Annotated in this window: 13 protein-coding genes and 1 pseudogene; 10 read left to right on the top strand and 4 right to left on the bottom strand. The window is 45.9% G+C overall.

What is annotated here, in order from left to right; all coding sequences use genetic code 11:
- The first annotated feature begins 763 nt into the window (after window positions 1–763).
- The 4 genes from AC286M_RS02395 (at window position 764) to AC286M_RS02380 (ending at window position 7,173) form a co-directional block, all read left to right on the top strand.
- A complete protein-coding gene (locus tag AC286M_RS02395; protein ID WP_488202860.1) occupies window positions 764–2,836 on the top strand; it encodes a response regulator in 2,073 nt (690 codons plus the stop codon).
- Between the two features lie 17 nt (window positions 2,837–2,853).
- A complete protein-coding gene (locus AC286M_RS02390) occupies window positions 2,854–3,231 on the top strand; it encodes a response regulator (RefSeq protein WP_488202859.1) in 378 nt (125 codons plus the stop codon).
- Between the two features lie 645 nt (window positions 3,232–3,876).
- Window positions 3,877–5,877 (top strand): response regulator, encoded by a 2,001-nt coding sequence (locus AC286M_RS02385; RefSeq protein WP_488202858.1) that lies wholly within the window; start codon window positions 3,877–3,879, stop codon window positions 5,875–5,877.
- A 9-nt stretch (window positions 5,878–5,886) separates the two neighbouring features.
- A complete protein-coding gene (locus tag AC286M_RS02380; protein ID WP_488202857.1) occupies window positions 5,887–7,173 on the top strand; it encodes a sensor histidine kinase in 1,287 nt (428 codons plus the stop codon).
- A gap of 115 nt (window positions 7,174–7,288) precedes the next feature.
- Here AC286M_RS02380 and AC286M_RS02375 read toward each other — a convergent pair whose 3' ends face one another.
- Window positions 7,289–9,940, bottom strand: coding sequence for a hybrid sensor histidine kinase/response regulator (locus AC286M_RS02375; RefSeq protein WP_488202856.1), 2,652 nt, complete (start codon window positions 9,938–9,940; stop codon window positions 7,289–7,291).
- Window positions 9,941–10,875: 935 nt separating this feature from the next.
- Here AC286M_RS02375 and AC286M_RS02370 point away from each other — a divergent pair.
- From AC286M_RS02370 to AC286M_RS02360, 3 genes are all read left to right on the top strand, one after another.
- Complete coding sequence (locus AC286M_RS02370) at window positions 10,876–12,024, top strand: hybrid sensor histidine kinase/response regulator (protein WP_488202855.1); 1,149 nt, start codon at window positions 10,876–10,878, stop codon at window positions 12,022–12,024.
- Window positions 12,025–12,235: 211 nt separating this feature from the next.
- Complete coding sequence (locus AC286M_RS02365; protein ID WP_488202854.1) at window positions 12,236–12,715, top strand: response regulator; 480 nt, start codon at window positions 12,236–12,238, stop codon at window positions 12,713–12,715.
- Window positions 12,716–13,426: 711 nt separating this feature from the next.
- A complete protein-coding gene (locus AC286M_RS02360; RefSeq protein WP_488202853.1) occupies window positions 13,427–15,409 on the top strand; it encodes an EAL domain-containing protein in 1,983 nt (660 codons plus the stop codon).
- Here AC286M_RS02360 and AC286M_RS02355 read toward each other — a convergent pair.
- The 3 genes from AC286M_RS02355 to AC286M_RS02345 form a co-directional block, all read right to left on the bottom strand.
- Window positions 15,352–15,894: an ISAs1 family transposase gene (locus AC286M_RS02355; protein WP_488202852.1), complete on the bottom strand. Its 543-nt coding sequence runs from the start codon at window positions 15,892–15,894 to the stop codon at window positions 15,352–15,354. The two genes, AC286M_RS02360 and AC286M_RS02355, sit on opposite strands and share 58 nt — an antisense overlap.
- Window positions 15,891–16,040, bottom strand: coding sequence for a hypothetical protein (locus AC286M_RS02350; RefSeq protein ID WP_488202851.1), 150 nt, complete (start codon window positions 16,038–16,040; stop codon window positions 15,891–15,893). Before AC286M_RS02350 ends, AC286M_RS02355 begins: the two co-directional genes overlap by 4 nt.
- A gap of 63 nt (window positions 16,041–16,103) precedes the next feature.
- Window positions 16,104–16,454 carry a transposase family protein gene (locus AC286M_RS02345; protein WP_488202850.1) on the bottom strand — a complete coding sequence of 117 codons (351 nt, stop codon included), beginning with the start codon at window positions 16,452–16,454 and terminating at the stop codon, window positions 16,104–16,106.
- Window positions 16,455–16,541: 87 nt separating this feature from the next.
- On the opposite strand from AC286M_RS02345, the pseudogene AC286M_RS02340 reads away from it, so the two are divergent.
- The 3 genes and pseudogenes from AC286M_RS02340 to AC286M_RS02330 all read left to right on the top strand — a co-directional run.
- A pseudogene (locus tag AC286M_RS02340) lies at window positions 16,542–16,706 on the top strand (diguanylate cyclase domain-containing protein); the annotation flags it as partial.
- A 46-nt stretch (window positions 16,707–16,752) separates the two neighbouring features.
- A complete protein-coding gene (locus AC286M_RS02335) occupies window positions 16,753–22,608 on the top strand; it encodes a trifunctional serine/threonine-protein kinase/ATP-binding protein/sensor histidine kinase (protein ID WP_488202849.1) in 5,856 nt (1,951 codons plus the stop codon).
- Between the two features lie 446 nt (window positions 22,609–23,054).
- On the top strand, window positions 23,055–24,422 hold the full coding sequence (locus AC286M_RS02330) for a protein kinase domain-containing protein (RefSeq protein WP_488202848.1): 1,368 nt from the start codon (window positions 23,055–23,057) through the stop codon (window positions 24,420–24,422).
- Window positions 24,423–24,471 lie beyond the last annotated feature (49 nt).

The raw sequence follows: 24,471 nt of genomic DNA, 5'->3' as shown, positions 1-24,471 counted from the left end.
AGTAAAGAAAAAGCCCAGCACTAGATTCTGATATTGCGTCTAGCACTTCTTTCGTATCAAGTTAGCGATCGAAAATTTAATTACTTTTTGTAAAAGGCTTATAGCACAAGCCTTTTACAAAAAGTAATGCTGCTTTTGGGCAACTCGACACTAAGCAAGATAAGTGGCTTGGCAAATAACAGCTAGGAGAGCAGGTTTTGATTATTTGGAACGGTGTAATAAAACTAGCTTCCTTGAAGGATTAATACTGAGCATCTTTCTTTTGAGAGAGATGTCATAAATGTTAGATTTCTTAATTAAAAATCGCATCGTTTCAGCCGATTTTGTATCTGGATCTGGCATCACGTTAGCTGAAAATCCCAAGAGCGATGTTTGAGTCCAGAATGAGTGTAGATACATATAAACTACAGCAATCTTAAGTTGATTATGAACAGGTCACCCCCCTAGGGCGGCCTGTTCATAATCAACTCAGTTCACTAGCTGTTTAGTAGAGCTATATGTTGATCCATAAAGATTTGTGGGAGGCGGAGTGAGCAAAACGTTCACTCTGCCTCTACAGCTTGATTTACATGTGCGATCGCAGTTTGCATGATCCCGCCGAGCCACGACTAGTGAGCATCACTGATGAGCATTACAATGATTCAACTGGCGTTTAGCTGCCTAACGAACCTGCGGTTCCCTTACCTGTCCGACATATTTTCTCCGTACTCAAGTTTTCCACCTTTCTCGACTAACCTCCAAATAATGGAGTAGAAGGTATTCCATGAAAATTCTTTTAGTAGAAGATGATAAAAGTATTGTTGAACTGCTCACGGTATCCTTGAGCCAGCAAAACTATGTTTTAGATGTTGCCCTCGACGGAGCAATAGGCTGGGAGATGGCCAGCCTGAGCCCCTATGACTTAATCCTATTAGATATTGGTTTACCTAAATTAGATGGAATTAGCTTTTGCCGTCAACTACGGGATATGGGTAACCAGTCTCCCGTACTGCTGCTTACTGCACGCGATGCTGCAGATGACAGGGTTTTAGGGTTGGACAGTGGAGCAGATGATTACGTAATCAAGCCGTTCAATATTCAAGAGCTAACGGCTCGCATTCGGGCCTTATTGCGGCGAGGAAACACGACGAGTTCGCCCTTATTGACGTGCGGAAATTTGTGTTTAGATCCAAGTAAGCGGCAAATTACGTATAGCGATCAAATCATGCCGTTTAGCCGTAAAGAATATTTGCTCCTAGAGCTGTTTTTGCGTAATCAGAAGCATGTTTTTAGTCGAAATATGATTATCGATCGTCTTTGGTCGATTGGTGAAGATCCACCGGGCGAAGATACCATCAAATCTCACATTAAAAATATTCGCCGAAAACTAAAAGCTGTGGGTGCAGATGATCTAGTTGAAACGATGTATGGGCAGGGATATCGTATTAATCCTAAATATTTAGAGTCTGAAATAGACCAACCTGAAGTAGATCAATCCGAAATAGAAACAATAGTTGACTCTACTCCTTCAGAGAAAGAAGCGATGCTTGCACAATCTGCTCTGGAAATTTGGGAACGGACTAAGGAGATGAGCTTTCAGCGGCTTGATGTGCTTAAGCAGATAGTGCAATCGTTGCAGGATAACCGTTTGGATCACAATACTCTCAGCCTAGCCGTACAAGCGGCTCATAAGCTCGCTGGTTCGCTGGGCACCTTTGGTTTTGAAGATGGATCACGTCTAGCGAGAGAGATTGAGCATCAGTTGCAGGCAGCAGATCAGTTACACTGCTCGGAGCATTCACAGAATGAACTGCTGCAAGACATAACAGAGCAGGATGTAACAAGATCTCACGCAAAGCCGCAGTTACTCGCTAAACATCTGCAGCGAAATCTGTATCAACACATTGAACCGCTCGTTACCGATCTTTGCGCTGGAGTTATTCGACCGGACAGTTTCAGCCTGTTGTCGAGTGTCACCTCAAGTAGCACGACTTTCAACGCAAACGCAGGCAATACTAAACACGCTGGTTCTGTTTCGGCTCAACCAGTGACCGATCCTGTTGATTCTGTATCAGTAGCTTCCGATTGGCCCTTCCTGCTGATTGTCGATAGCGATCGCAATTTGGCCGAGACGCTTGCATCTGAGGCAACAAAACGTAGCTTTCGGACTGCGATCGCGATTAACCTTGACACGGCAGAAGCCGCCATTCAAGCGACGCCACCGGATATTATCCTGGTTGATCCAGACTGTATAACGGCAACTGGAGCAGAAACGTCGATACGGAAGATAAGGCAACAAGCACCCCAGGTTCCAGTTGTCCTATTTTCTGATCAAGCGGAAACCTGCGATCGCGTTGCCACTATCAAAGCGAGCGGTTGCTTATTTTTGCAAAAATCAATTGCTCCATCTCAAGTTATTCAAACAATTAGCAACTTTCTCCAAAGTAGTTGTCGGACGAAAGCTAAAGTCTTAGCGGTAGATGATGATACTCAGATCCTAGAAACCTTGAAACTAATTTTGGAGCCACAGGGTTTTCAAGTCGTTGGGTTAGATGATCCAACCCAATTTTGGAGTACCTTAAATACTGTCAAGCCCAACTTCCTCATTTTAGATATTAATATGGATCCGGTTGATGGCATTGAGCTTTGCCAATCAGTTCGCCATAATCTTCAGTGGAATTGGTTGCCAATATTGTTTTTAACAGCTCAGACTGATCGCGAGATGCTGGATCATGCCTTTGCTGTAGGCGGTGATGATTATATTGCAAAACCAATCGCTCCAGCTGAATTATCTGAGCGATTAACGAAGCGATGGCAGCGCATTCATTTGCTTCAAAATCCAGCAGTAGTTATGTAAAAAGCTAGGCAAAATTGGTGGCAAAACAAGTTTTAGTAATTGACGATGAAATCGATATTCGAGAAATGGTCAAGGTCAGCTTAGAAATTGTGGCCAAGTTTGATGTCCTTGTTGCTGCGTCTAGTCAAGAGGGATTAGTCCTTGCAGCAGCCCAGCAGCCAGATGCTATTTTGCTGGATGTTTTGATGCCAGGAACTAATGGCTTGATGCTTCTTCAACAACTCCAGGCTAATCCTGATACTCAAAATATTCCAGTCGTTTTTCTAACTGCAAAAACACGGTTATCTGATCAACAACACATGATAGATTTAGGGGCCAAGGGAGTTATCACTAAACCATTTAAGCCCGTTGATTTGGCTGAAAAACTGCAAGAGATACTAGGTTGGAATAGCTAAGCAACTAACTGGTTTTAGTAGAGGCTCAAGGTATCCACGAGTTTTCCACTTTTCGGTTTTATCTTTATAAGTAGGCAAATCCCTGCATGCTGGCCAAGCAGGGAAACGTTAGGTTGAGCCGAGCTTGACCTTGAGTTTTTGATGCAGTCAGCAATTGCTAATTGCCATTAAATATAAACGTTTGGGTAGGATGACTTTGCCGCCTGCCTAATGTCTAGGCTGAAATATTCTTGCCATAGTGAATGTTATTTTAGCGAAAAACCATAGCTATTTATTGGAAAGAGCTTATGGGATCAGTGCTTCAGAAATAGTTACAGTTTTGCATATGCACAGATTAAGCTGAATGGCTTGTAACTGCTATTGATGATTTTGCTTGTTAAGCATCGGCTGGTGAAAATCTTATTTAGTTGATTGTATATGTTACTGCACTTTCTAACTTTTTAGACATCGATGAATTGTGGTTTCATCTTATGTCATAAGATGTTCTCTCTGTTTTAATCTCTGTGGGTCTAATTCCCCGTGGCTTGCCACGTTAGTGGTAGCGCGGGAGTGCGTCCCGAAGGGCAAATTCCGTAATGCCCCGTCCGCTTGCGGCGGGGATAGGAATTTGAGCGCCCCGCGAGATTTACTATCAATAGGACAGGTATGATAGACGTTTCGTATCATCTTCTAGGCGAAAATTATTTTATTCCTCATGGGCACTGCTATCTTTGGAAGCCCTATCTTGTTTGGTTGAACGTGATATCTGATTCATCAATTGCGCTGGCGTATTATTCGATTCCATTCTTACTCGTTTATATTGTCCGAAAACGAGGTGATGTGCCATTTAATAGCGTATTCTTTTTGTTTGCTAGCTTTATTCTTGCCTGTGGAACAGGCCATATAATGGATGTTTGGACGCTGTGGCATCCAAATTATTGGCTATCCGGCTGGATCAAAGCTGTAACTGCCATTGTATCTTGGGCGACTGGTGTTGCCCTGATCATTCTGATTCCTAAAATTTTGGAGCTTCCCAGCCCTGCTCAGTTAGCTGAAGCCAATCAAAACTTAGAAATCGAGATCCTTGAGCGCCTTCAAACTGAGGAAGAACTGAGGAAGGCCAAACTTGCTGCCGATGCTGCAAATCAGGCAAAAAGCGATTTTTTAGCCAACGTTAGCCATGAACTGCGTACGCCCTTAAACGGTATTTTGGGTTACGCTCAAATTCTAAATCGTTCTAAAGCATTAGCAGATAAAGAGCGACAAGGTATTTCAATTATTTATCAGTGTGGATCTCATCTGTTAACGCTGATTAACGACATTTTAGACCTTTCAAAAATTGAAGCTCAAAGACTAGAACTAAATCCGCATGTTTTGCATTTGCCCTCTTTTCTACAAGGGATTGCCGAAATTATCCGTATTCGGGCAGAGCAAAAAGGAATCGAATTTGTTTACTGGCCACCGTCTGATTTGCCCGACGGCATTCAAGCAGATGAGAAACGTCTGCGTCAGGTGCTGATTAACTTGTTAGGTAATGCGGTTAAGTTTACTACTCAAGGCTCGGTGACATTTAAAGTAGATGCGATCGCAACTTCACCTGGAGCTAAATTCAAATCTAAATCTGAAGTAACGACTGGGCTACATGACAAGGCGACCTACAGTGACTCATCAGATCACTTACTTTCAACTGCTTCTGCTGTAACGATTCGGTTTCAAGTTGAGGATACCGGAGTTGGTATTAGTGCAGAAGCGTTGCAGTCGATCTTTATGCCCTTTGAGCAGGTTGGAGATAAGAAAAAGCAAAATGAAGGAACAGGTTTAGGATTAGCCATTAGCCATCAGATTGTGAGTATGATGGGCAGCCAAGTTGATGTCCAAAGCCAAGCTGGTGTGGGCAGTATTTTTTCGTTTCAAGCTCAATTTCCAGTTACTCGGAATTGGGCGCAGGCTGCTATTACCGAAACAGGTAAGCAAATTGTTGGCTACAACGGTTCTCCGCAAACTGTTTTGGTCGTTGATGATAAATGGGCGAATCGGTCAGTGCTTGTGAATTTGCTAGAGCCTTTGGGATTTGAAGTAGTTGAGGCAGAAAATGGCCAAGATGGATTAGATAAAGCTGCCCAGGTTAAACCTCAGTTAGTTATTACTGATTTACTAATGCCGGTAATGAATGGCTATGAAATGCTATATGAACTTCGTCACGCACAGGATAAGAAGTTGAGCGAAGTCTGTATTATCGTGTCATCTGCTTCGGTGTCTGAAATGGATCAGCAGAAGAGCTTAGATGCTGGCGGCAGCGATTTCTTAACTAAACCTGTCCAGGTAGAAGAGCTGTTTAGGCTCTTAGAAAAGCATTTGCAAATCGCGTGGAACTATGAACCTCAACCTGTCGGAGCAGCTCAAGAATCAGCCCAGACTGTCATGGATGGCGATTTAGTTAATTTTAATAGCAGTTTTACATCAGAATTGTTTGCTCCGGCAGTTGAAGATTTAGAAACCTTACTGGATTTAGCTCGGCAGGGGCGACTCAAAAAATTAGTTGATGAAGCTCAGCGAATAAAGCAAGCTGATCATAAATTTGCTCCCTTTGTTTACAAAATCAGCCAATTGGCTAATGCTTTTCAGGCTGAAGAAATTGAATCTTTAATCATTAGCTACATGAAATAGGATGAAAATATGAACGAGCCTGAACTGATTCTAGTCGTAGATGATAAACCTGCAAATCTAGTTGTGATGTCTGAGACTTTAACTGATGCAGGCTACGATGTTGCAACTGCTATTGATGGTGAGCGAGCATTAAAACAAGTGGATTATCATCCACCGGATTTAATTCTGTTGGACATCATGATGCCTGGTATTGATGGCTTTGAAACCTGTAGGCAGTTAAAAGACAACACGAGAATACAGGATATTCCAGTCATTTTCATGACGGCTAATGCTGATGTGGAGAGCAAAGTAAAAGGTTTTGAATTAGGCGCAGTCGATTATATTACAAAACCATTTCAAGAAAAAGAAGTACTTGTTCGGATCAAAAACCACCTTAAGCTGCGTAGCTTGACTAAGGATTTGGAAAAACAGGTCATGATCAGAACTACACAGTTGTCCCAAACCATTCAGAAGCTACAAGAGTCACAGGTACAACTAATTCAGCGGGAAAAGATGTCTGCGCTAGGACAGTTAGTGGCAGGCGTGGCGCATGAGATCAATAATCCAATCAGTTTTATTGCGGGTAATCTTAAACCACTAGATGACTACTTTCAAGAATTGATCAGCCACCTGGCACTTTATCAATCTAAATTTCCTGAGCCAGGCGAAGAAATTTTAAATCATGCAGATCAAATTGATTTAGAGTATATGTTCTCTGATTTGCCTAAGATTTTGATTTCAATGGTAGAAGGAACAGAACGTATTATTCATATCAGTAATTCACTCAGGAACTTTTCGAGAACTGACTGCGATCGCAAAATTGCTTGTAATATTCATGAGAGTATCGACAGCACAATTTTAATTCTAAAACATCGCTTGAAGGCAAATGATGATCGTCCCGCTATTGAAGTTGAAAAACAGTATAATGATCTTCCTGAAATTAGCTGCTTTCCTGGACAGCTTAGTCAAGTATTTATGAACTTGTTGGCAAATGCAATTGATGCTTTAGAAGAATCAAATCAGGGCAAGAGCTTCCACGAGATTGCCAATAATCCTAACCAAATTTCTATTCGGACAGCTTTAGCTGATAATCAGCAGTCTGTTGTGATTGAAATTGAAGACAACGGCCTAGGAATGCCGGAAGCAGTTCAGCAAAAAATATTTGAGCACTCATTTACGACTAAACCTGTCGGTCAGGGAACTGGTTTAGGTTTAGCCATTGTGCATCAAATTGTTGTTGAAAAACATGATGGCTCAGTACGCTGTACGTCCAGTCCTGGAAACGGCACTCAGTTTACAGTTGAGCTACCGTTATAAAGCCTAGAGCGCTTGTTTTTTGGACAAACTCTTTAGAAAAACTTAATTTTTTTCGCCCTAATTGTTCAGCTAGATAGCTAATCTAAATGGTGTTTTCTCTTCAAGTTGGAGAGGATTAAAGGAGAGGATTTCCTGATTCACTTGCTTCCAGAAATTGAACGATTAAGTCAAATCGAAAATTTTCAACTAAATCGGTCAAAGTTGCGCTAAGTTGAGCTTTATTGGCCGGAATGGCCTCTAAAAGTTGCAAGCAGGCGTGATTGTTCAACTGGCGAGCTGCTTCACCTAACTGCGTCTTCCAAATGAGTGGCATTGCAGCTAAATCTCGGATGGTGACCTCTTTTGCTGTGAGAGCAGGTTCAGCTACTGATGATGGCGAATTCGCCACCTGATCCATTCTTTCTCCGTATACGTACTGCACGTCTAGATGCTGCCCGATCGCAGTTAAAAACTCGTCGGCATTGAATGGTTTGTAAACAATGTCATCACAGCCTGCTGCCAAAATATGCGATCGCTGTTCTCTAAAGGAATCGGCAGTCAAGGCAATGATGGGAATTTTCTCTCCTGCAGCTAATGCTTTAATCTGTTGGGTTGCCTGATAACCATCTGTACAAGGCATGTTCATGTCCATCAAAATTAAATCGGGTTGCCAGTCTTGGTATCGGATAACGCCTTCCTGACCATCAGCAGCCTCACAAATCTCAAATCCAATCCGCTGCAGTAGCTTTACAACTAGGCTACGCTGCACCTCATGATCTTCTACGATCAAAATTTTATGGGTTGGCTGATTGGCAGCTAACCCAACAATTGGATTGTGAGTTGATTGGGCTTCCACGACCTCTACAACGACCGTGGATACTGGAATATGTGCATAAAACGTGGTGCCGGAACCGAGGACGCTATGCACCGTGATGTCACCACCCATCAATCGAGCAAACTGGCGACTAATTGCTAATCCTAAGCCAGTTCCCTGATGAGACTGCCGCCCGGTCTCAGTTTGGACAAAGGCTTGAAAAAGCTGATCTAATTCACTGTCTGCAATTCCTAGGCCTGTATCTTCCACTTCAAAGACCAAAAGAATACGAGAAAGGTCAGCCGCATCAGCAGAACAAACGGAATGAATAGAATTAATAGATGAGGTAGTAGAAGCAATTGCTGGATCTTTGGGTTGTTCAACACGTTTAACCCTTAAAACGATTTCACCCTGGCGTGTAAACTTAATAGCATTGCTCAGCAAGTTCAGTAAAATTTGACGCAGCTTTCGCTGATCGGCCTGAATAAATTGCGGAATCTGATCCATATATTCAAAGCGGAGCTGCAATCCTTTAGATACCGCTTTAAGCTGAAAGATTTCTTTCAAATTTGCTAGCAAGTAATAGAAATCAAAGCTAGTTTCATCCAGCGTCATCTGCCCCGATTCAATTTTGGAGAGCTCCAAAATACTGTTGATCAGCTCTAGCAGGTGGTTACCGCTTTGCAAAATAGTATCTAAATGTCTGCGATGACGATCGGTGATTAGGGGATCGCGATTGAGCAGTTGAGTAAAGCCCAAAATGGCATTAAGAGGCGTACGCAGTTCATGATTCATATTGGCAATGAACTGACTCTTGGTGCGGTTTGCCATCTCCGCTATTTCTTTGGCCTGCTGTAACTCTACTTCCGTTCGCTGACGCTCTTGTAGTTCAGCCTGTAGCTGTTGGGTGCGGAGAGCAACTTTTTGCTCAAGATGGGTGGCGTGTTCTGCTAGCTGTTTGTAGAGTCGAGCGTTCTCTAGTGCGATCGCAGCTTCAGTTGACAGAATATTTAGGGTTTCAATTCGATCATGGGTGAATGCGCCAGTAGTGAGACTATTTTCGACGTATAGGATGCCGATTAGTTGGCTCTGATGCAGGATGGGCATACACAATACGCTCTTGGGCTGCTGCTGCAAAAAGTAGGGTTCTCCAGCTAAAAGTGCAGAATGAGTGGCGACATTGTGAATGACGAGTGGCTGCAGCGTGTGTTTAACGTGGTACAGCAGTTTGGCCGGAACAACTGCGCAGTCTGCAATCGAGACTGAATTGAGCAGGCTCACCGACTGATCAATCTGCACAATGGCCTCAATCATAAGCTGCTCGTCTTGCAGCAAGATCAACACGCCCTTATCCGCGCCCGCATTCTCAACCATCACTTTGAGTAAGATGGCTAATAGCTTATCCAAGTGAATTTCCTTAGATAAAGCTTGCGAGGCTCGAAAAATGGCCGTTAAATCTAGAGCCGCAGAAGAGTGGTGATAAACCGTTGTAGTTGTTGTCAGTGACGAACGGGATTCATTCTGTAACTGATGAGGGGCTTCATTAGCGGTAAGGGAGGCAAGGGATGTTGATTGCAGCGGTATCAGCAAGTGAGAATAGTCGTCTTCGAGCTGAGCAAGTTTCGCGTTAGCTCCCCAGTGCGCATAGTGCTGATAGGCTTCAGTGAGATAGAGCTGTGCCGTCATCTCTCGTCCCCACGCCAAGTAAAATCGGGCCGCCAGCTCATTGGCTAATGCAATGTCAGGTAAACAGCCGCTGAGCTTTGCACCTGCGATCGCACGATCGTAGTGTTCAATCGCGGCAGCTTTGCGGTTCAAAATGCGATCGCGTTCAGCTTCGATTAAGTCAATTTTGTGTTGCAAGCTGACTGGTGTTTGTTGCTCCCAATCGCTCAGCCGTTCCTGACAAGCCGTAATTGTCTGCCAATATTGATACTGCTCAGTACTAGGCGCAGCAGAGTATAAGTCTGCCAAGATTAAAGCTCGATAAAATGTATAGGCAAAATCTTGATGAGTGGCTATGGAACTCACAATATTTTGTTCAATCTGCTCAATTTGCTGTAAATAATATTGCGCTGCAGTAGATTCTTTATGCAGGTAGAGTATTTGTGATTTAAGAATGTAGTGGAACTGCTGAATCGTTGCGATTTGTTCTCGATTACAGCAGGACAAAAACTGTGAATCAGGTATTAGCTCAAATTCAACTGAAAATCGATTAGACGCAAATTTTGTTAGAGAAAATAGTGCATTTTTAAGAACGAGCGATACTGTTTCAGCCAGTTGAACATTAGATGATGAGGCAGTGAACAGTGAGTCGGGTGTGGATTGTGGGAGGGCATTAGCAATTTGCTCTAAAGGCGTTCCCTGATAAAAAGCAGCCAATAACTGTTTAGCTGAAAGAAGGCCAGCAGCAGATTGTTGAAAGCCCCAGTTTGATTGCATATCCTGATTCAACTGTTTGCCCAATTTTTGCATCGAGAGTTCATGTGTCGTTTATTACATCAAATTGCATGAAAACTTTGCAGTCTACCCATACTGGTTATTATAGGAAGAACTGGAATAGCTGTTTAATATAATTGTTGAATAGTCTAAGTAAAATCACTGATGGAGGACTAAATAGCTAAGGGACTACTCTGAAACTTGTTTTACTTGCAATATCGCCTGCTCATTTCTTAGGGTAGCTAAGTTTGGCATCTCATGGCTTGCAAGTCTATCCAGCTCTTCTATCCTCTTTTATATGAAGAAAAGATAAAGAGCATATAAGAGCGATCTAAGGTTGATCTAAGACTGCCTGGCCGATGTTTTTGAGACCGATAAATTGGGTTAAATAAAGTGGTAAAGCGTTTTGTGCTCCTTTAAGTTAGATAAGCAGATTCAAAGTAGGCGTTTTCCTTGGCTCCCCCATTACCATGAGTAGTTTTTCTACTAGTTCAGAAAATTCAGCGTCCAAAGGTAGTATCTTGATCGTCGATGATACACCTAATAATCTGCATCTACTATCTAGCATGTTGATTGAACAAGGATATGATGTTCGCAGTGCCATCAATGGCTCTATTGCCCTGATGGCAGTGGATAAAATTCAGCCAGATTTAATCTTGTTAGACATCAATATGCCTCAAATGAATGGCTTTGAAGTCTGTGAAAAATTGAAGATTACTGAGGCAACCCAATCTATTCCAGTCATTTTTTTGAGCGCAATGGATGAAACGCTGGATAAAGTTCAAGCGTTTCAGGTGGGCGGGGCTGATTATATTACTAAACCGTTTCGAATTGAAGAAGTAATTGTCCGAGTTGAGCGGCAGCTAGAACTCAAGCGATTACAGGCTGCTCTGCATCAGGCTAACGTTGATGCTCTACGTGCATTGGAACAAGAAAAAGAGCTAAATCGGTTAAAGTCTGAGTTTGTATCTATGATTTCTCACGATTTTCGGACTCCGTTGACGACGATCCAAGCCTGTGCGGAACTGATACGATACAGCAGCGATCAGCTATCTTCTGATACTAAAAATCGTTATTTTGACAAAATTAATTTATCGGTTGAGCATATGCTCGATCTCCTAGATGAAATATTGCTAATTGGAAGCATTGAAGCTGGTGGCATTCAGTTTCAACCGAGTTTAGTTAATTTAAACCAATTTTGTCATGAGCTAATTGAAGCGCTGCAAGTTGGTCATAATATGCAGCATCAGATTCACGTCACTGCCGATGATGGCAATGTTCAGGCAATGATTGATCCCATGCTGCTTCGACAAATTCTAACTAATCTTTTGTCTAATGCCATTAAATATTCGCCCGCAGATCAGCCTATTGATTTTGTATTAAACTGCTTTGAAAGCAGTATTGAGTTTCGCATCTGCGATCGCGGTATTGGCATTCCGCTTGACAACCAAACACATCTGTTTGAACCGTTTTACCGCTGCCCAAATACGAGTGACATTCAAGGTACGGGTTTAGGGTTAACCATTGTAAAGCGCTGTATTGATGCTCACCAAGGGCAGATCCAGATTGAGAGCCAGGAAGGGGTTGGAACGACCGTGATTGTCACACTACCCCAGTAGCTTCTCCACATCTGATATCAAGCTTGAGTTTACCCAAAATCTAGAAGGGTTGCTGCACTCCGCATCATGGCACCGTCGCTCTTTTAAGTTTTAATGCAGGAAGGGGCAATATCCGCATCCGAAACGGTTGAGTGACTATCTGTGTTTTCCCCGGTTTTTCCACTTTTGCCTTTTATTGTTGTATGCACGTTACGGAATTGCAGGACCAGTTATGGCCGTAGTACCGATAAGAAACAGCAATGAGCAAATGCAGTCAATGCAGTTTAACTATCCAAAGCAAGATACTTCTTCATCCTCGCGGCAGCGGATCCTAATTGCGGATGATTATCCAAATAACCGCCTGTTTTTGACCGAGTTTCTTCAATTCTTTGGGTTTGAACTACAGGAAACTGATAATGGTCGAGATGCGATCGCACTTTGGCAGCAGTGGCAACCCAATTTAATCCTGATGGATTTGCGGATGCCGATTGTCAGTGGGCTAGAAGCCATCAGGTATATCAAGCAGACTGATGTTGGTAAACAGACGGCTATTATCGCTTTAACAGCTGTACTCACGGCTGAGGATCGGCAGGAGTTACAGCAAATTGGATGCGACGATTTCCTGTGTAAACCTTTTCAGGTCAAAGAACTAATTGCTAAACTCAGTCGCTGTTTAGCTGTTGAGCTAGATCAAGCTTTTTTGAATGGATAATCGATATGGCCTACTGTGTAAGACTTGTCTAAAGGTTCTTACATGGCTCGTAAAAAATGCTTGTCGATTGCCTTACGTCTTGAGTACTTCCTGAGTTTTTGTATGAGTTTGGTTCAGTTTTAGATTTCCTTTTTAGATTTCCCTTAAGGCTGGTTGTGTGTTCCCTGCCTTGTCAAACAGCCCGAATCGTTGTCTTTTTATATGACGGTGACAAAATAAGTAGGTTGGCATGAATAAATGCATATCTAAAAAACCGGGGGAGCACCCCTTCGGGGTGCTCCCCCGGTTTTTTAGATATGCATTTATTTATATGCAGCTATTTACATCGCCAGGTTTTAGTTTGTCAAGTCTAAGTTCTAAGCTGACTAGAGCCATGATTTTGTTGTTTTGTTACTCTATTTTTTCTCCTTAAGGAGGATGTCTAAACGCTTTTCGAGAGTTTAATTCATTAAAAGTTTATGTATTTAAAGCGTGTTTATTTCACGCATTGTCAGAGTTATTTGTTGCACCAAACAAGTAACTCTAAATAAAAACTAGTTTAACGATTTTCCTATGGGCAAAACATGTTCTACCTCTAAAAATTGTGCGTGTCGAAGTTTGATCCGCTGTCCGGCTTCTGATGCTGGGCGGCTGTTTCTTTGGTTTCCGATTCCACACACACAGGCCAAAGTCACTTCGCATCTGCGCAAATTAGGGATTGAGTATGAGCTAATGCAGGAACGACCTGGTCTGAGCCTATACTGTCAACCGGGCCAAGCTCAAGACGTTGCCTGTAATTTGGCCGCAATCTTGGCGCTTAGGGAACTGAGAGAAACACAAGTTTTATTCATTCGAGGTGCAATGCAGCCTCAACTGCAAGACTTCAGCGATATCGCCTCGCTACAGCGCTTTATCAATTTCTGTCAGTCAGATTGGTTGGTTGACATGCTGGCAAATAAGCAGTTTGTCAGCCATTTTCAGCCGATTGTATCAATTCAGGATACGTCTCAGATTTTTGGCTACGAATCTCTTTTACGTGGTTTGGATGAACAGGGGAAGATAATGTCCCCTGCCCCTATGTTTAAGTTGGCAGCCGAATCCGGCCTGCTGCCGCAGCTAGATCAGATTGCTCGACTAAGTACGATTGCTCAAGCTGCTCAACATCAGATCAAAGAGCATATTTTTATCAACTTTGCTCCCACCGCACTGTATGACCCCAGTTTTTGTTTGCGCAGTACGGTGGAAGCAATTGATCAGGCTGGGATCGCCCATGAACGGGTTGTTTTTGAAGTTGTTGAGTCGGATGATCCACAGGATTTAGCTCATCTGCGATCCGTTCTGCAGTACTATCGAGATGCTGGTTTTTTGATTGCGCTGGATGATTTGGGATCGGGCTATTCGAGCTTGAATTTGCTGCATCAAATTCGGCCTGATTTTATCAAGCTGGATATGGAACTGGTTCGTGATGTCCATCAAGATTTGTATAAGGCATCTATTACCGAAAAGCTGCTAGAAATTGCTCAGCAGCTTGACATTCGCACTGTGGCAGAAGGAATTGAGTGTACGGCAGAGCTGGACTGGTTGCGATCGCGAGGTGCCAATTTTGCTCAAGGGTATTTGATTGCCCGCCCGAGTGCTGTCCCGGCTAAAACGACGCCTCATTTTGAGCCAGTAGCGCTACCGTCTTCGCCGATTCAGTTAGGGGCTGAATCATCTGGATTAGCTGAACTACTGGAGCAGCAGGTGCAGCATCAGAGCGATTCTGAGCGCATCGTGGCGGCGGTGACTCAGCGTATCCGGCAGTCCCTAGAGCTAGATGAGATCTTACAAACAACGGCTAATGAAGTGCGGCAGCTGTTTGACGTGGATCGGGTTGTCATTTATCAGTTTGATTCTGACTGGAGTGGACGGGTCGCGGTGGAATCCCTGGCCGAAAACTCTACGTCAATTCTCGGCTTGCACGTCATGGATACCTGTTTCCAATCGACCCATGCCGTCTACTATCAGCAAGGAAACAGCCGAGCGATCGCAGATATTGAAGCGGCCAATCTGTCATCTTGTCACGCTAATCTGTTGCGCAGTTTACGCATTCGGGCCAATCTGGTGGTGCCCATTCTCCAGCATGAGCAACTGTGGGGCTTGCTGATTGCCCACCAGTGCCGCAGTACGCGCCAGTGGCAGCAATCTGAAATTAACTTGTTTAATCAGTTGGCGAGTCAGGCTGCGATCGCAATTCAACAGTCTGAGCTTTATCAGCGGCTACACCAGGCCAACCAGGAGCTACAGCGCTTGGCTGCTTCCGATGGATTAACGCAGGTAGCCAATCGGCGCTGCTTTGATGACACGCTGAATGCAGAGTGGCAGCGGTTAGCTAAAGAGCAGCTTCCGATCTCGCTGATTCTGGGCGACGTAGACTGTTTCAAACTGTATAACGATAATCACGGTCATTTAGCAGGGGATGATGTGCTGCGCCACGTTGCCGCTGCTATTGCCCAAGCCGTGCAGCGTCCGGTTGATTTAGTCGCTCGCTATGGGGGGGAAGAATTTGCGGTGATTTTGCCGGAGACGGATACTGAAGGTGCGATCTCAGTTGCGGCAGAAATGCAGCGGCAGATTAGCAGCTTAAAATTGCCTCATCCCCATTCTCAAGTCCAGGGCTATTGCATTCTAAATAGAGACTTGAGAGTGCTAAGTCCAAATCCAGCCCGGCGTTGAGCTTGAGCCATATTCTCAAAGCCATGATTGCGATATAAGTTCAGCGCAAAATTACGGGCCAGTGCCCAATTTTGCACCAGAGGAGGGGTTCGAATGCGGGAGGCATCTTCCCCTTGAGTCACATCTCGGACATAATGCACCTTGTTTTCTACGCCCCAATAGCCTCGGATGCGTTGAGCAAAGGCTTGGACACTCTCACAAAAGGAAGCCACGTAGTAACGGGTGTCGTGAGACACCTCAACGATGTCGGCTCGATGCACCTGGCGCTCGGATTGAACTCGAATCAGCGTCTGCAATCCCGGAAACTCGGGCATGTTATCCAGGATGTGACTCATGCTGATCGTTCGTTTTTCAATGCGACCATGCCCTTTGTTGAGCTGTTGGACGGTTTGCTGCGCCTGAAAATGAGTCGTTACGGCCTGGAGCAGCCCAGATTGGTTGCCTTTGAGTGCCCCCAGATAATGGTTGCCACTGCTGAGAATCACCTCAGCCGTTTTTTTTGAGTACTGATCGCATCAAAGGCAAACACCACTCCATTGAGCGCCAATTGTTCAATGAAGATGGGCAAGGCTGTGATTTCATTGGTTTTGGACTCCACCTCATAGGGCTCCAGGATGAGTCCTCGTTCCACAATGTAAGCGCTGACCAGCAGAATTGCTGGATGCGACTCGACCTGTGGGTCATCGCTGAGCGCTTAATAAGACCCCCGCACAACTTTGCCATCAGTCGCAATCGTTTCTCCAGGCTGAGGATGAACGCCGAAAAACCGAGATAAACAGGCGGCATACTCGTGATAATCCACCCGCAAGAGCGTTCGTCGAATGGTGCTGTAGGAGGGTAAACGGTCTTGAGGAGGCGAAAACAACGCCACTAATTCATCGTGATACGCCTTGAGCCAATCCCCGATCGCCAGAAATCCCCGATTCCCTGCCGCAACGGCCAAGGTGAATAGGGCTAAACATAAGGCTTGGCTATGTCGTTGTCCGGCTCGACGGCGGGTATCGGGTAAGTCGACAAAGGCTTCTACAATCGCAAGTTGAGTCATCTGAACCTGTAGATGAGCGTCAGCTTCGATCCCATATTAGGCTACTTGTTTAGAATGAAATAGCCCTGTTCTCAAGTCAGCGAATTTGTTACCTTGAGTCTGGGCATTGCTACGACTGTGCCCGATGCTGAATCATCGCCTGAAATCTTGGTTGCTGCAGCCGATCAGGGGCTCTACCAGGCTAAGGCACAGGGGAAAAATTGTGCTGTATCCACCGACAGCACGGCAGTCCTGATGCCGCTCAGGTGGTAAGAACAAACGGTCAATTTGCTCACTGGGATAAGCAACGCCCTAAACTATGATCAGCCAGACACTCTGCATTCCGGGATATGAAATTACTGAGCAACTGTATGCGGGGACTCGCACAGTGGTCTATCGAGCCTTACAAACGGCAGACCAGCGTCCCGTTGTGCTGAAACAGCTGCGGCAGGAGCAGACCAACTTCACGACGCTGCTGCAATTTCGCAATCAGTATGAAATTGCTAAAAGCCTTGATCTGGCTGGTATTGTCCGCCCCCATTGCCTGCAACTGCACGACAACAGATACCTGTTGGTGATGGCAGATGATGGCGGAATTTCTCTGGCTGAGTACGTGAAGACCAACGAAATTGGCCTGGCCGACTGGATTGCGATCGCAATTCAGCTAGCTGATATCTTGCATGGGTTATACCAGCATCGGGTCATTCATAAAGATATTAAACCGGCCAATATTGTGATTCAGCCTGAGCGTCAGCAGGTCAAGCTGATTGACTTCAGTATCGCCTCCGTATTGCCCAAAGAAACTCAGGACATTCAGCATCCCAATGGTTTGGAAGGGACACTGGCCTATCTGGCTCCGGAACAAACAGGCCGGATGAATCGCGGCATCGACTACCGGGCTGATTTCTACGGCTTGGGCGTCACGCTCTATGAGTTGCTGACGGGACAACTGCCCTTTTATGCCGCAGATCCGCTAGAGATGGTGCATTGCCATCTGGCAAAAGCTCCTACACCGCCGCACCAGCTCAATCCTGCCATTCCGCCCGTTCTGTCGGCCATTGTGCTGAAGCTAATGGCCAAAAATGCCGAAGATCGCTATCAGAGCGCTCTGGGGCTGAAACATGACTTAGAAAACTGTGAGCGCCAGTGGCAGCACAGCGGCACGATTACTGAATTTGAGCTGGGTCTGCACGATAGATGCGATCGCTTCTTGGTTCCGGAACGGCTGTACGGACGAACAACTGAAGTACAAGCTTTGCTAGAGGCTTTTGACCGAGTTGCCCAGGGCCGCTCGGAGATGATGCTGGTGGCGGGTTTCTCTGGAATCGGTAAAACCGCTGTTGTCAATGAGATACACAAGCCAATTACCCGTCAGCGAGGCTATTTCATCAGGGGTAAATTCGACCAGTTCAACCGCGATATTCCGCTTTCTGCCTTTGTGCAAGCACTGCGGAATTTGATGGATCAACTGCTGGCCGAGTCCGATGCTCAACTGGCTGAGTGGGGTCGCAAAATTCTGGCGGCAGTAGGTAAAAATGGTCAAGTACTGATTGATGTCCTGCCGGAGCTGGAATATGTAATTGGCCAGCAGCCTCCGGTGGTAGAACTGGCGGGTATGGAAGCTCAACAGCGCTTTAATCGGCTGTTTCAAGCGTTTATCCAGGTCTTTACGACTCCAGACCATCCACTGGTTCTGTTTTTGGATGACTTGCAGTGGGCTGACTCCGCTTCTCTGCAGCTAATGACGCTCTTGATGGACGATAAAGACCATCTGCTGCTGTTAGGTGCCTATCGGGACAACGAGGTGTCTCCGGTTCATCCGTTTATGCTGACTGTCGAAAACCTACAGCAAGCGGATGCGGTGGTTAATACGATTACCCTAAAACCGCTGGCGTTTGAGGATACCAATCAGCTGGTGGCCGATACGCTGAACTGTACCACTGAGCGATCGCAGCCGCTGGCGGAACTGATTGGGCGGAAAACTCAGGGCAATCCCTTCTTCACCATCCAGTTTCTCAAGGCGCTGCATGAAGATGGCCACTTGATTTTTAATCGCGATCGCAACTGTTGGGAGTGCGATATTGCTCAAATTCACGCGCTGTCCCTCACCGACGATGTGGTGGAGTTTATGGCTCAGCAGTTGCAGAAGCTGCCTACTGCGACCCAGCATGTCCTCAAGCTAGCGGCCTGCATCGGCAATCAGTTTGATTTAGCCACTCTTGCCATTGTGTCGGAGCAGTCGGAGGCTGATACGGCTCAAGCCCTGTGGAAAGCGCTGCAAGAGGGCCTAATCTTGCCCCAAAGCGATGTCTATAAGTTTTATTGCGGCTCGGATCTGGATACTGATTTACGACAGGTACAAACGGCAGCCTATCGCTTTTTGCACGACCGGGTGCAGCAGGCAGCTTATTCACTGATTCCCGCTCAACAAAAGCCCTTTACTCACGTTCGCATTGGCCAGCTGCTGTTGACCAATGTGCCAAATCGACAGGACATCCAGAAGTGCGATCGCATTTTTGAAATTGTCGGTCAGCTCAATGCGGGCAAATCGCTAATCATCCAAGCGGCAGAACGACAGCAGCTAGCCGAATTGAACTTAGTTGCAGGTCGCCGCGCTAAAGCCTCTACGGCCTACAGCGCGGCGTTGGATTATTTTCAGCACGGCATTCAACTTTTGTCTGCGAAAAGCTGGCATACCGTGCCGGAACTGACTCGTAACCTGCATGAAGAAGCGGCAGAAGCCGCCTTCTCGATTGGGAACTTTGAACAGCTCAATACGCTGGTTCAGGCCGTAATCACCAATACGGAAAGCCTGCTGGCTCAGGTACGGGTCTATGAACTGAAAATCTTGGCGCTACAGCTGCAGGGACAAGCCTTGGCTGCCATTGTGCTCGGTCGAGATTTATTGGGAGCGCTCGGTATTGCCCTACCGGAAACCGTTACGCCCGCTGAGATTCACCAAACGGTTGCCGATACGCTGGCCACTCTACAGCGTCACACGATTGAAGACTTGGCGCATCTGCCAGTTATGACGGATGCCCACATGCTGGCAGCGCTGCGGATTATGGCCAGTCTTGTTCCCTCAATTTTCTCGGCTGCGCCCTACTTGTTTCCCATCACAGCCAGCGAAGCCGTCAAACTGTTTTTGCAGTATGGCAATGCTCCCTTGTCTGGGCCGGGCTATGCCGACTTTGGCATTGTGGTCAGCAGCGTCTTAAACGACTACGAAGCTAGCTATCAACTGGGGCAGTTGGCGTTGAGTATGCTGGATACCTTTCCAGACAAACCGATCCAGTGCATGACAGAGTTCAAAGTTGCTGCTTTTACACGGTTCAATCGGCAGCCGCTGCAGGATGCGATCGCAGGTTTACAAACGTCCTACATTTTGGCTGTCGAAACGGGCGACTTCATGCATATGAATGCCTCCGTGCTGTATATGCTGTTGTATCTTGTCATGAGCGGAGAGAAGTCACTAGATGCTATTCCCGCCGTCATTGAGTCCTATCGGCCCACAATCGGCTCCAGCCAGGTCTTTGTCCGATTAACCGCCATTATTAATCAGGCCCTGCACAATCTAACCCAGCCCACAGCGCAACCGGATCAGTTGATTGGTGAGTTTTTTGACGAAACGAGTCAGCTGCCTGTTCTCATCGAACGGCAAGAAACCTTTATCCTGCATGTCATCTATCTCTACAAGATCATGCTGGCCTACCGATTTGGCCATCCGCAGGTTGCTCTAGACTATGCCGCTCAGGGAGAACCCTACCTGCAAGGAGGAGCCGGAATGGCGACAATTCCGGTTTTCCACTACTACTCAGCCCTGACCCATTTAGCGGCCTGTGCCCAAGCGAAACCGTCTGAGCAGGCCACGCTGTTAGCCAAGGTGGAACACGATCAGGCTCAACTTCAGGCAAGAGCCAAATCCGCCCCCATGAATTTCCAGCATCTGCATGATTTGGTGCAGGCCGAACGGTATCGGGTGCTGGACAATCGAGCAGATGCTATCGAATTCTACGATCGCGCTGTTGCTGCCGCGAGAGAAAATGGCTACATCCAGGAAGAAGCCTTAGCCAACGAACTTGCTGCTCAGTTTTATCTGGATTGGGGTAAAGAAAAGGTCGCCATCGGCTATATGCAAGAAGCGTATCGCTGCTACGCCTTTTGGGGGGCTAGAGCCAAAACCGATGACTTAGAACGCCGCTATCCCTATCTGCTGCAGTCTATCCTCCAGTCAGCTCCCCAGCCGTTCAGCCTGTTTGAAACGCTAGCGACCGTTACCATTCCCAATCTCTCTAGTGCGGCTGAGCCAGTCGGCCAGTCATCCAGCAGTACAGGCATGAATGCGGCTCTTGACTTAGCCGCTGTCCTGAAAGCGTCACAGGCGTTGGCCAGCACAATTCAACTGGATGAACTGCTCCAGCAGCTCACTCAGATTATTCTGCAGCAGTCTGGGGGAGATAGCTGCGCTCTTGTCTTGCCCAACTCAGACGGCATTTGGTGTGTGGAAACGATTGCCACTCATGCCACCATGACCCAGTGTTCAGAACCGCTTGATGGCCATCCTAATGTTCCAGTCAAGCTGATCCAGTATGTTAAGCACAGGCAAGAAGTCGTGGTAATTGACGATTTGGTCACTGAGCTACCTGTACTCGACGATTATCTGTTGCAGCAGCAGCCTAAAAGCGTGTTGTGCTTGCCCGTACTGAATCAAGGCAAGCTGCTCGGTATTTTGTCCCTTACGAATCAATCCATTAGCGGCGCATTTACCCAAAATCACATTCTGATTCTGAACTTTCTCTGTACTCAAGCTGCGATCGCACTGGAAAATGCTCGTCTTTATCAGGCATCCCAAGTCTATTCTCAGCAGCTGGAGCAGTCCCTAAAAAAGTTGCAAATTAGTGAGGCTCGGTTTCAGAAACTGGCCGATAATGTACCGGGTTTGATCTACCAAATCCGAATTAAGCCCGATGGTGAAGCTTCGATTCCCTACGTCAGCTCTGGTTGCCAAGCGCTGTATGAAGTCCCAGCAGACGATCTAATGTCTGGCAAATGCAGCTTACGAGATTTTGAGCATCCAGATGATCAGGCGGGCGTGTTTCAGGCCGTGCTGGAATCGGCCCAGCAGCTGACTCCATTTCAACATGAGTGGCGGATTATTACGCCGAGCGGTCAGGTGAAATGGGTGAAAGCGGCATCTCAACCAGAACGGGGAGCAGATGGCGAAACCGTCTGGGACGGCATTTTGATTGATATTAGCGATCGCAAGCGAGCTGAAGCGGAACTCCAGCAGAGAACCAATGAGCTAGAGCAGACGCTACATGAACTGAGCCAAACTCAACTGCAAATTATTCAGAGCGAGAAAATGTCTAGTCTGGGACAAATGGTCGCAGGCGTGGCCCATGAAATTAACAATCCGGTCAATTTTATTCACGGTAATTTGACCCATGTTGATGAATACACTCAGGATTTATTGCATCTCATCAATCTGTACCAGCAGCAATATCCGATTCCGTCCCAAATCATTCAGGATGAGCTGGCTGTGATGGATTTGCCATTTTTAATGACTGATTTGACAAAAGTACTTCAGTCGATGCGAGTTGGGACTCATCGTATTCGAGAAATTGTGTTATCGTTGCGCAATTTTTCGCGCTTGGATGAGGCTGAAATCAAAGATGTCAATCTGCATGAAGGGATTGATAGCACGATTACGATCTTGCACAATCGCTTAAAAGCAAGAGCTAATCGTCCAGAAATTCAAGTTATTCGAGATTATGGCGATTTGCCACTAGTCGAATGCTATGCTGGCCAGCTCAATCAGGTGTTTATGAATATTATTAGCAATGCAATTGATGCGTTAGAAGAACACAATCAAGAGCGAACGTATCAGGAGATAGAAGCTAATCCTAGTATCATTTCAATTCAAACCGCAGTATCTTCGAATCAAGCAATTCGAATTTGTATCGCCGATAATGGTGCCGGAATTCAAGAATCTGTCCGCAAACGGCTTTTTGATCCCTTCTTCACAACTAAACCTGTGGGTAAAGGCACCGGATTGGGTCTATCTATTAGCTACCAGATTGTGACGGAAAAACATCATGGCAAATTGTGGTGTGAGTCTTCTTCTGGGCGGGGCACACAGTTTTTTATTGAGATTCCAGTGCAGCAAAAGCGATAGTTTTAGCGCTTTCATCCAAGAAACCAAGCACCAGTAAACTTGTTTCACCGTTGTCAAAGAAGATCAGAACGAGAGAAGAGAGTGCCTCATCATGAGGCACTCTCTTCTCTCGTTTTCTCACTCTTAACTGGAATCACGATATAAGGTAATTGCAGATCTGTGTTTGGTATCAGTATCGATTTTGTAAAATTTTCAGTTTAAACAACCCCTGCCCTGCAAAAACTGATTTGATGGTTATATAGCGCTTCTTGCGCTAGTAAAGGGAGATTATTTTTTGAAAGCCGCGCGAAGCGCGGCTTTCAAAAAATAACTTGTACCTCAGTAGCCTAGGAAAGGCTATAGATATTCATTGAGTAGCAGAATAAACAGAATAGAAAAATCAGCGTATCGCCCCTAATACCTTTAGCTGTAAATCCTGATATGAAATTCGTAATTAAAATACAGAAATGGTTCCAGATCGGCCATACGTTATTCCAGGCTATCAACTGCATGATCAGCTTTACTGTAGTTTCAAGACGGTAGTGTATCGCGCTGTTCGTGAGCGCGATCACCATCCGGTTGTTGTAAAACTACTCAGACCTGAATGTGCGGCGCTAAACCATAGTTTTCAAATTTGGAACCAGCAGCTTCAAAATCACTATGCGATCGCAACTTCGATTGAACATCCAGGTATTATTCGCCCCTACAGCTTGGAGCCTTACCGAAATAGCCATGTGCTGGTCATGGAGGACTTTGGCGGTCTGTCTCTACACCAATATGTCCAACTGCGATCGCTATCGTTGGTTGAGCAGCTAGAAATCGCCCTGCAACTGACCGATATTCTAGATGCTCTCCACCAGTATCAAATCATTCATAAAGGCATTCAGCCAGCGAATATTCTGATTCATCCCGACAGTCAACAGGTTGAGCTAACCGATTTTTCGCTCGCGTCCCGCCTGCTGAAGGAAACCGCCGAGCTGCAAAATTCTAGCTTATTAGAGGGAAATTTTGCCTATCTGTCGCCGGAGCAAACGGGCCGCATGAATCGGGGCATTGACTATCGCAGCGACTTCTACGGCTTGGGCGTCACGCTGTATGAACTGCTCACGGGACAAACACCCTTCCAATCCAGTGATCCCATCGAACTGATCTACTGTCACATCGCCAAGCAGCCCATCCCGCCCCATCAGTTAATTGAACAGCTCGCAGCACAACACGTCTCCGCACTCTCCCTGCCTGAACCCTCAACAACCGATCAACTCCCAACTCCGAACCAGCCATCAACTCCTAACCATCCTCTCTCTATTCACCATCAGCCCCTCAACTATCAGCCCCTAACCTCTCAGCCTCCCCCCATTCCCCCTATCCTCTCCGACATCGTCATAAAGCTCTTGGCCAAAAATGCTGAAGATCGCTATCAAAGCGCTTTGGGGATTAAATACGATTTAAACCGCTGTTTAACCCAACTGCAAAACCAAGGTGCGATCGCATCATTTGAAATTGGTCGGCATGATGTAAGCGATCGCTTTCTGATTTCTGAAAAGCTCTACGGTCGGGAAGAGGAAGTTGCTCAACTGTTAGCAGCTTTTGAACGGGTAGCTGGTAGCCAATCCGCTGCCCCAACCCAGAGTGAGCTAGTTCTCCTTGCAGGCCAGGCGGGCATTGGCAAAACTGCTGTTGTCAACGAAGTGCATAAACCGATTGTTCGGCAAAGAGGCTATTTTATTAAGGGGAAATTTGATCAGTTTCAGCGTCATAGACCTTTATCTGCATTTATTCAAGCGCTGCAAGACTTGGTTCGGTATTTGTTATCCGAAAGTGATGCTGAATTCTAGTTCCACCCAAGTTTGTGTTGAGTAGAATTGAGGCAGAGAGTTCAGCAGG

The organism is Thainema salinarum CENA647, from assembly GCF_057732415.1.
This window is presented reverse-complemented; position numbering and strand designations above follow the sequence as displayed.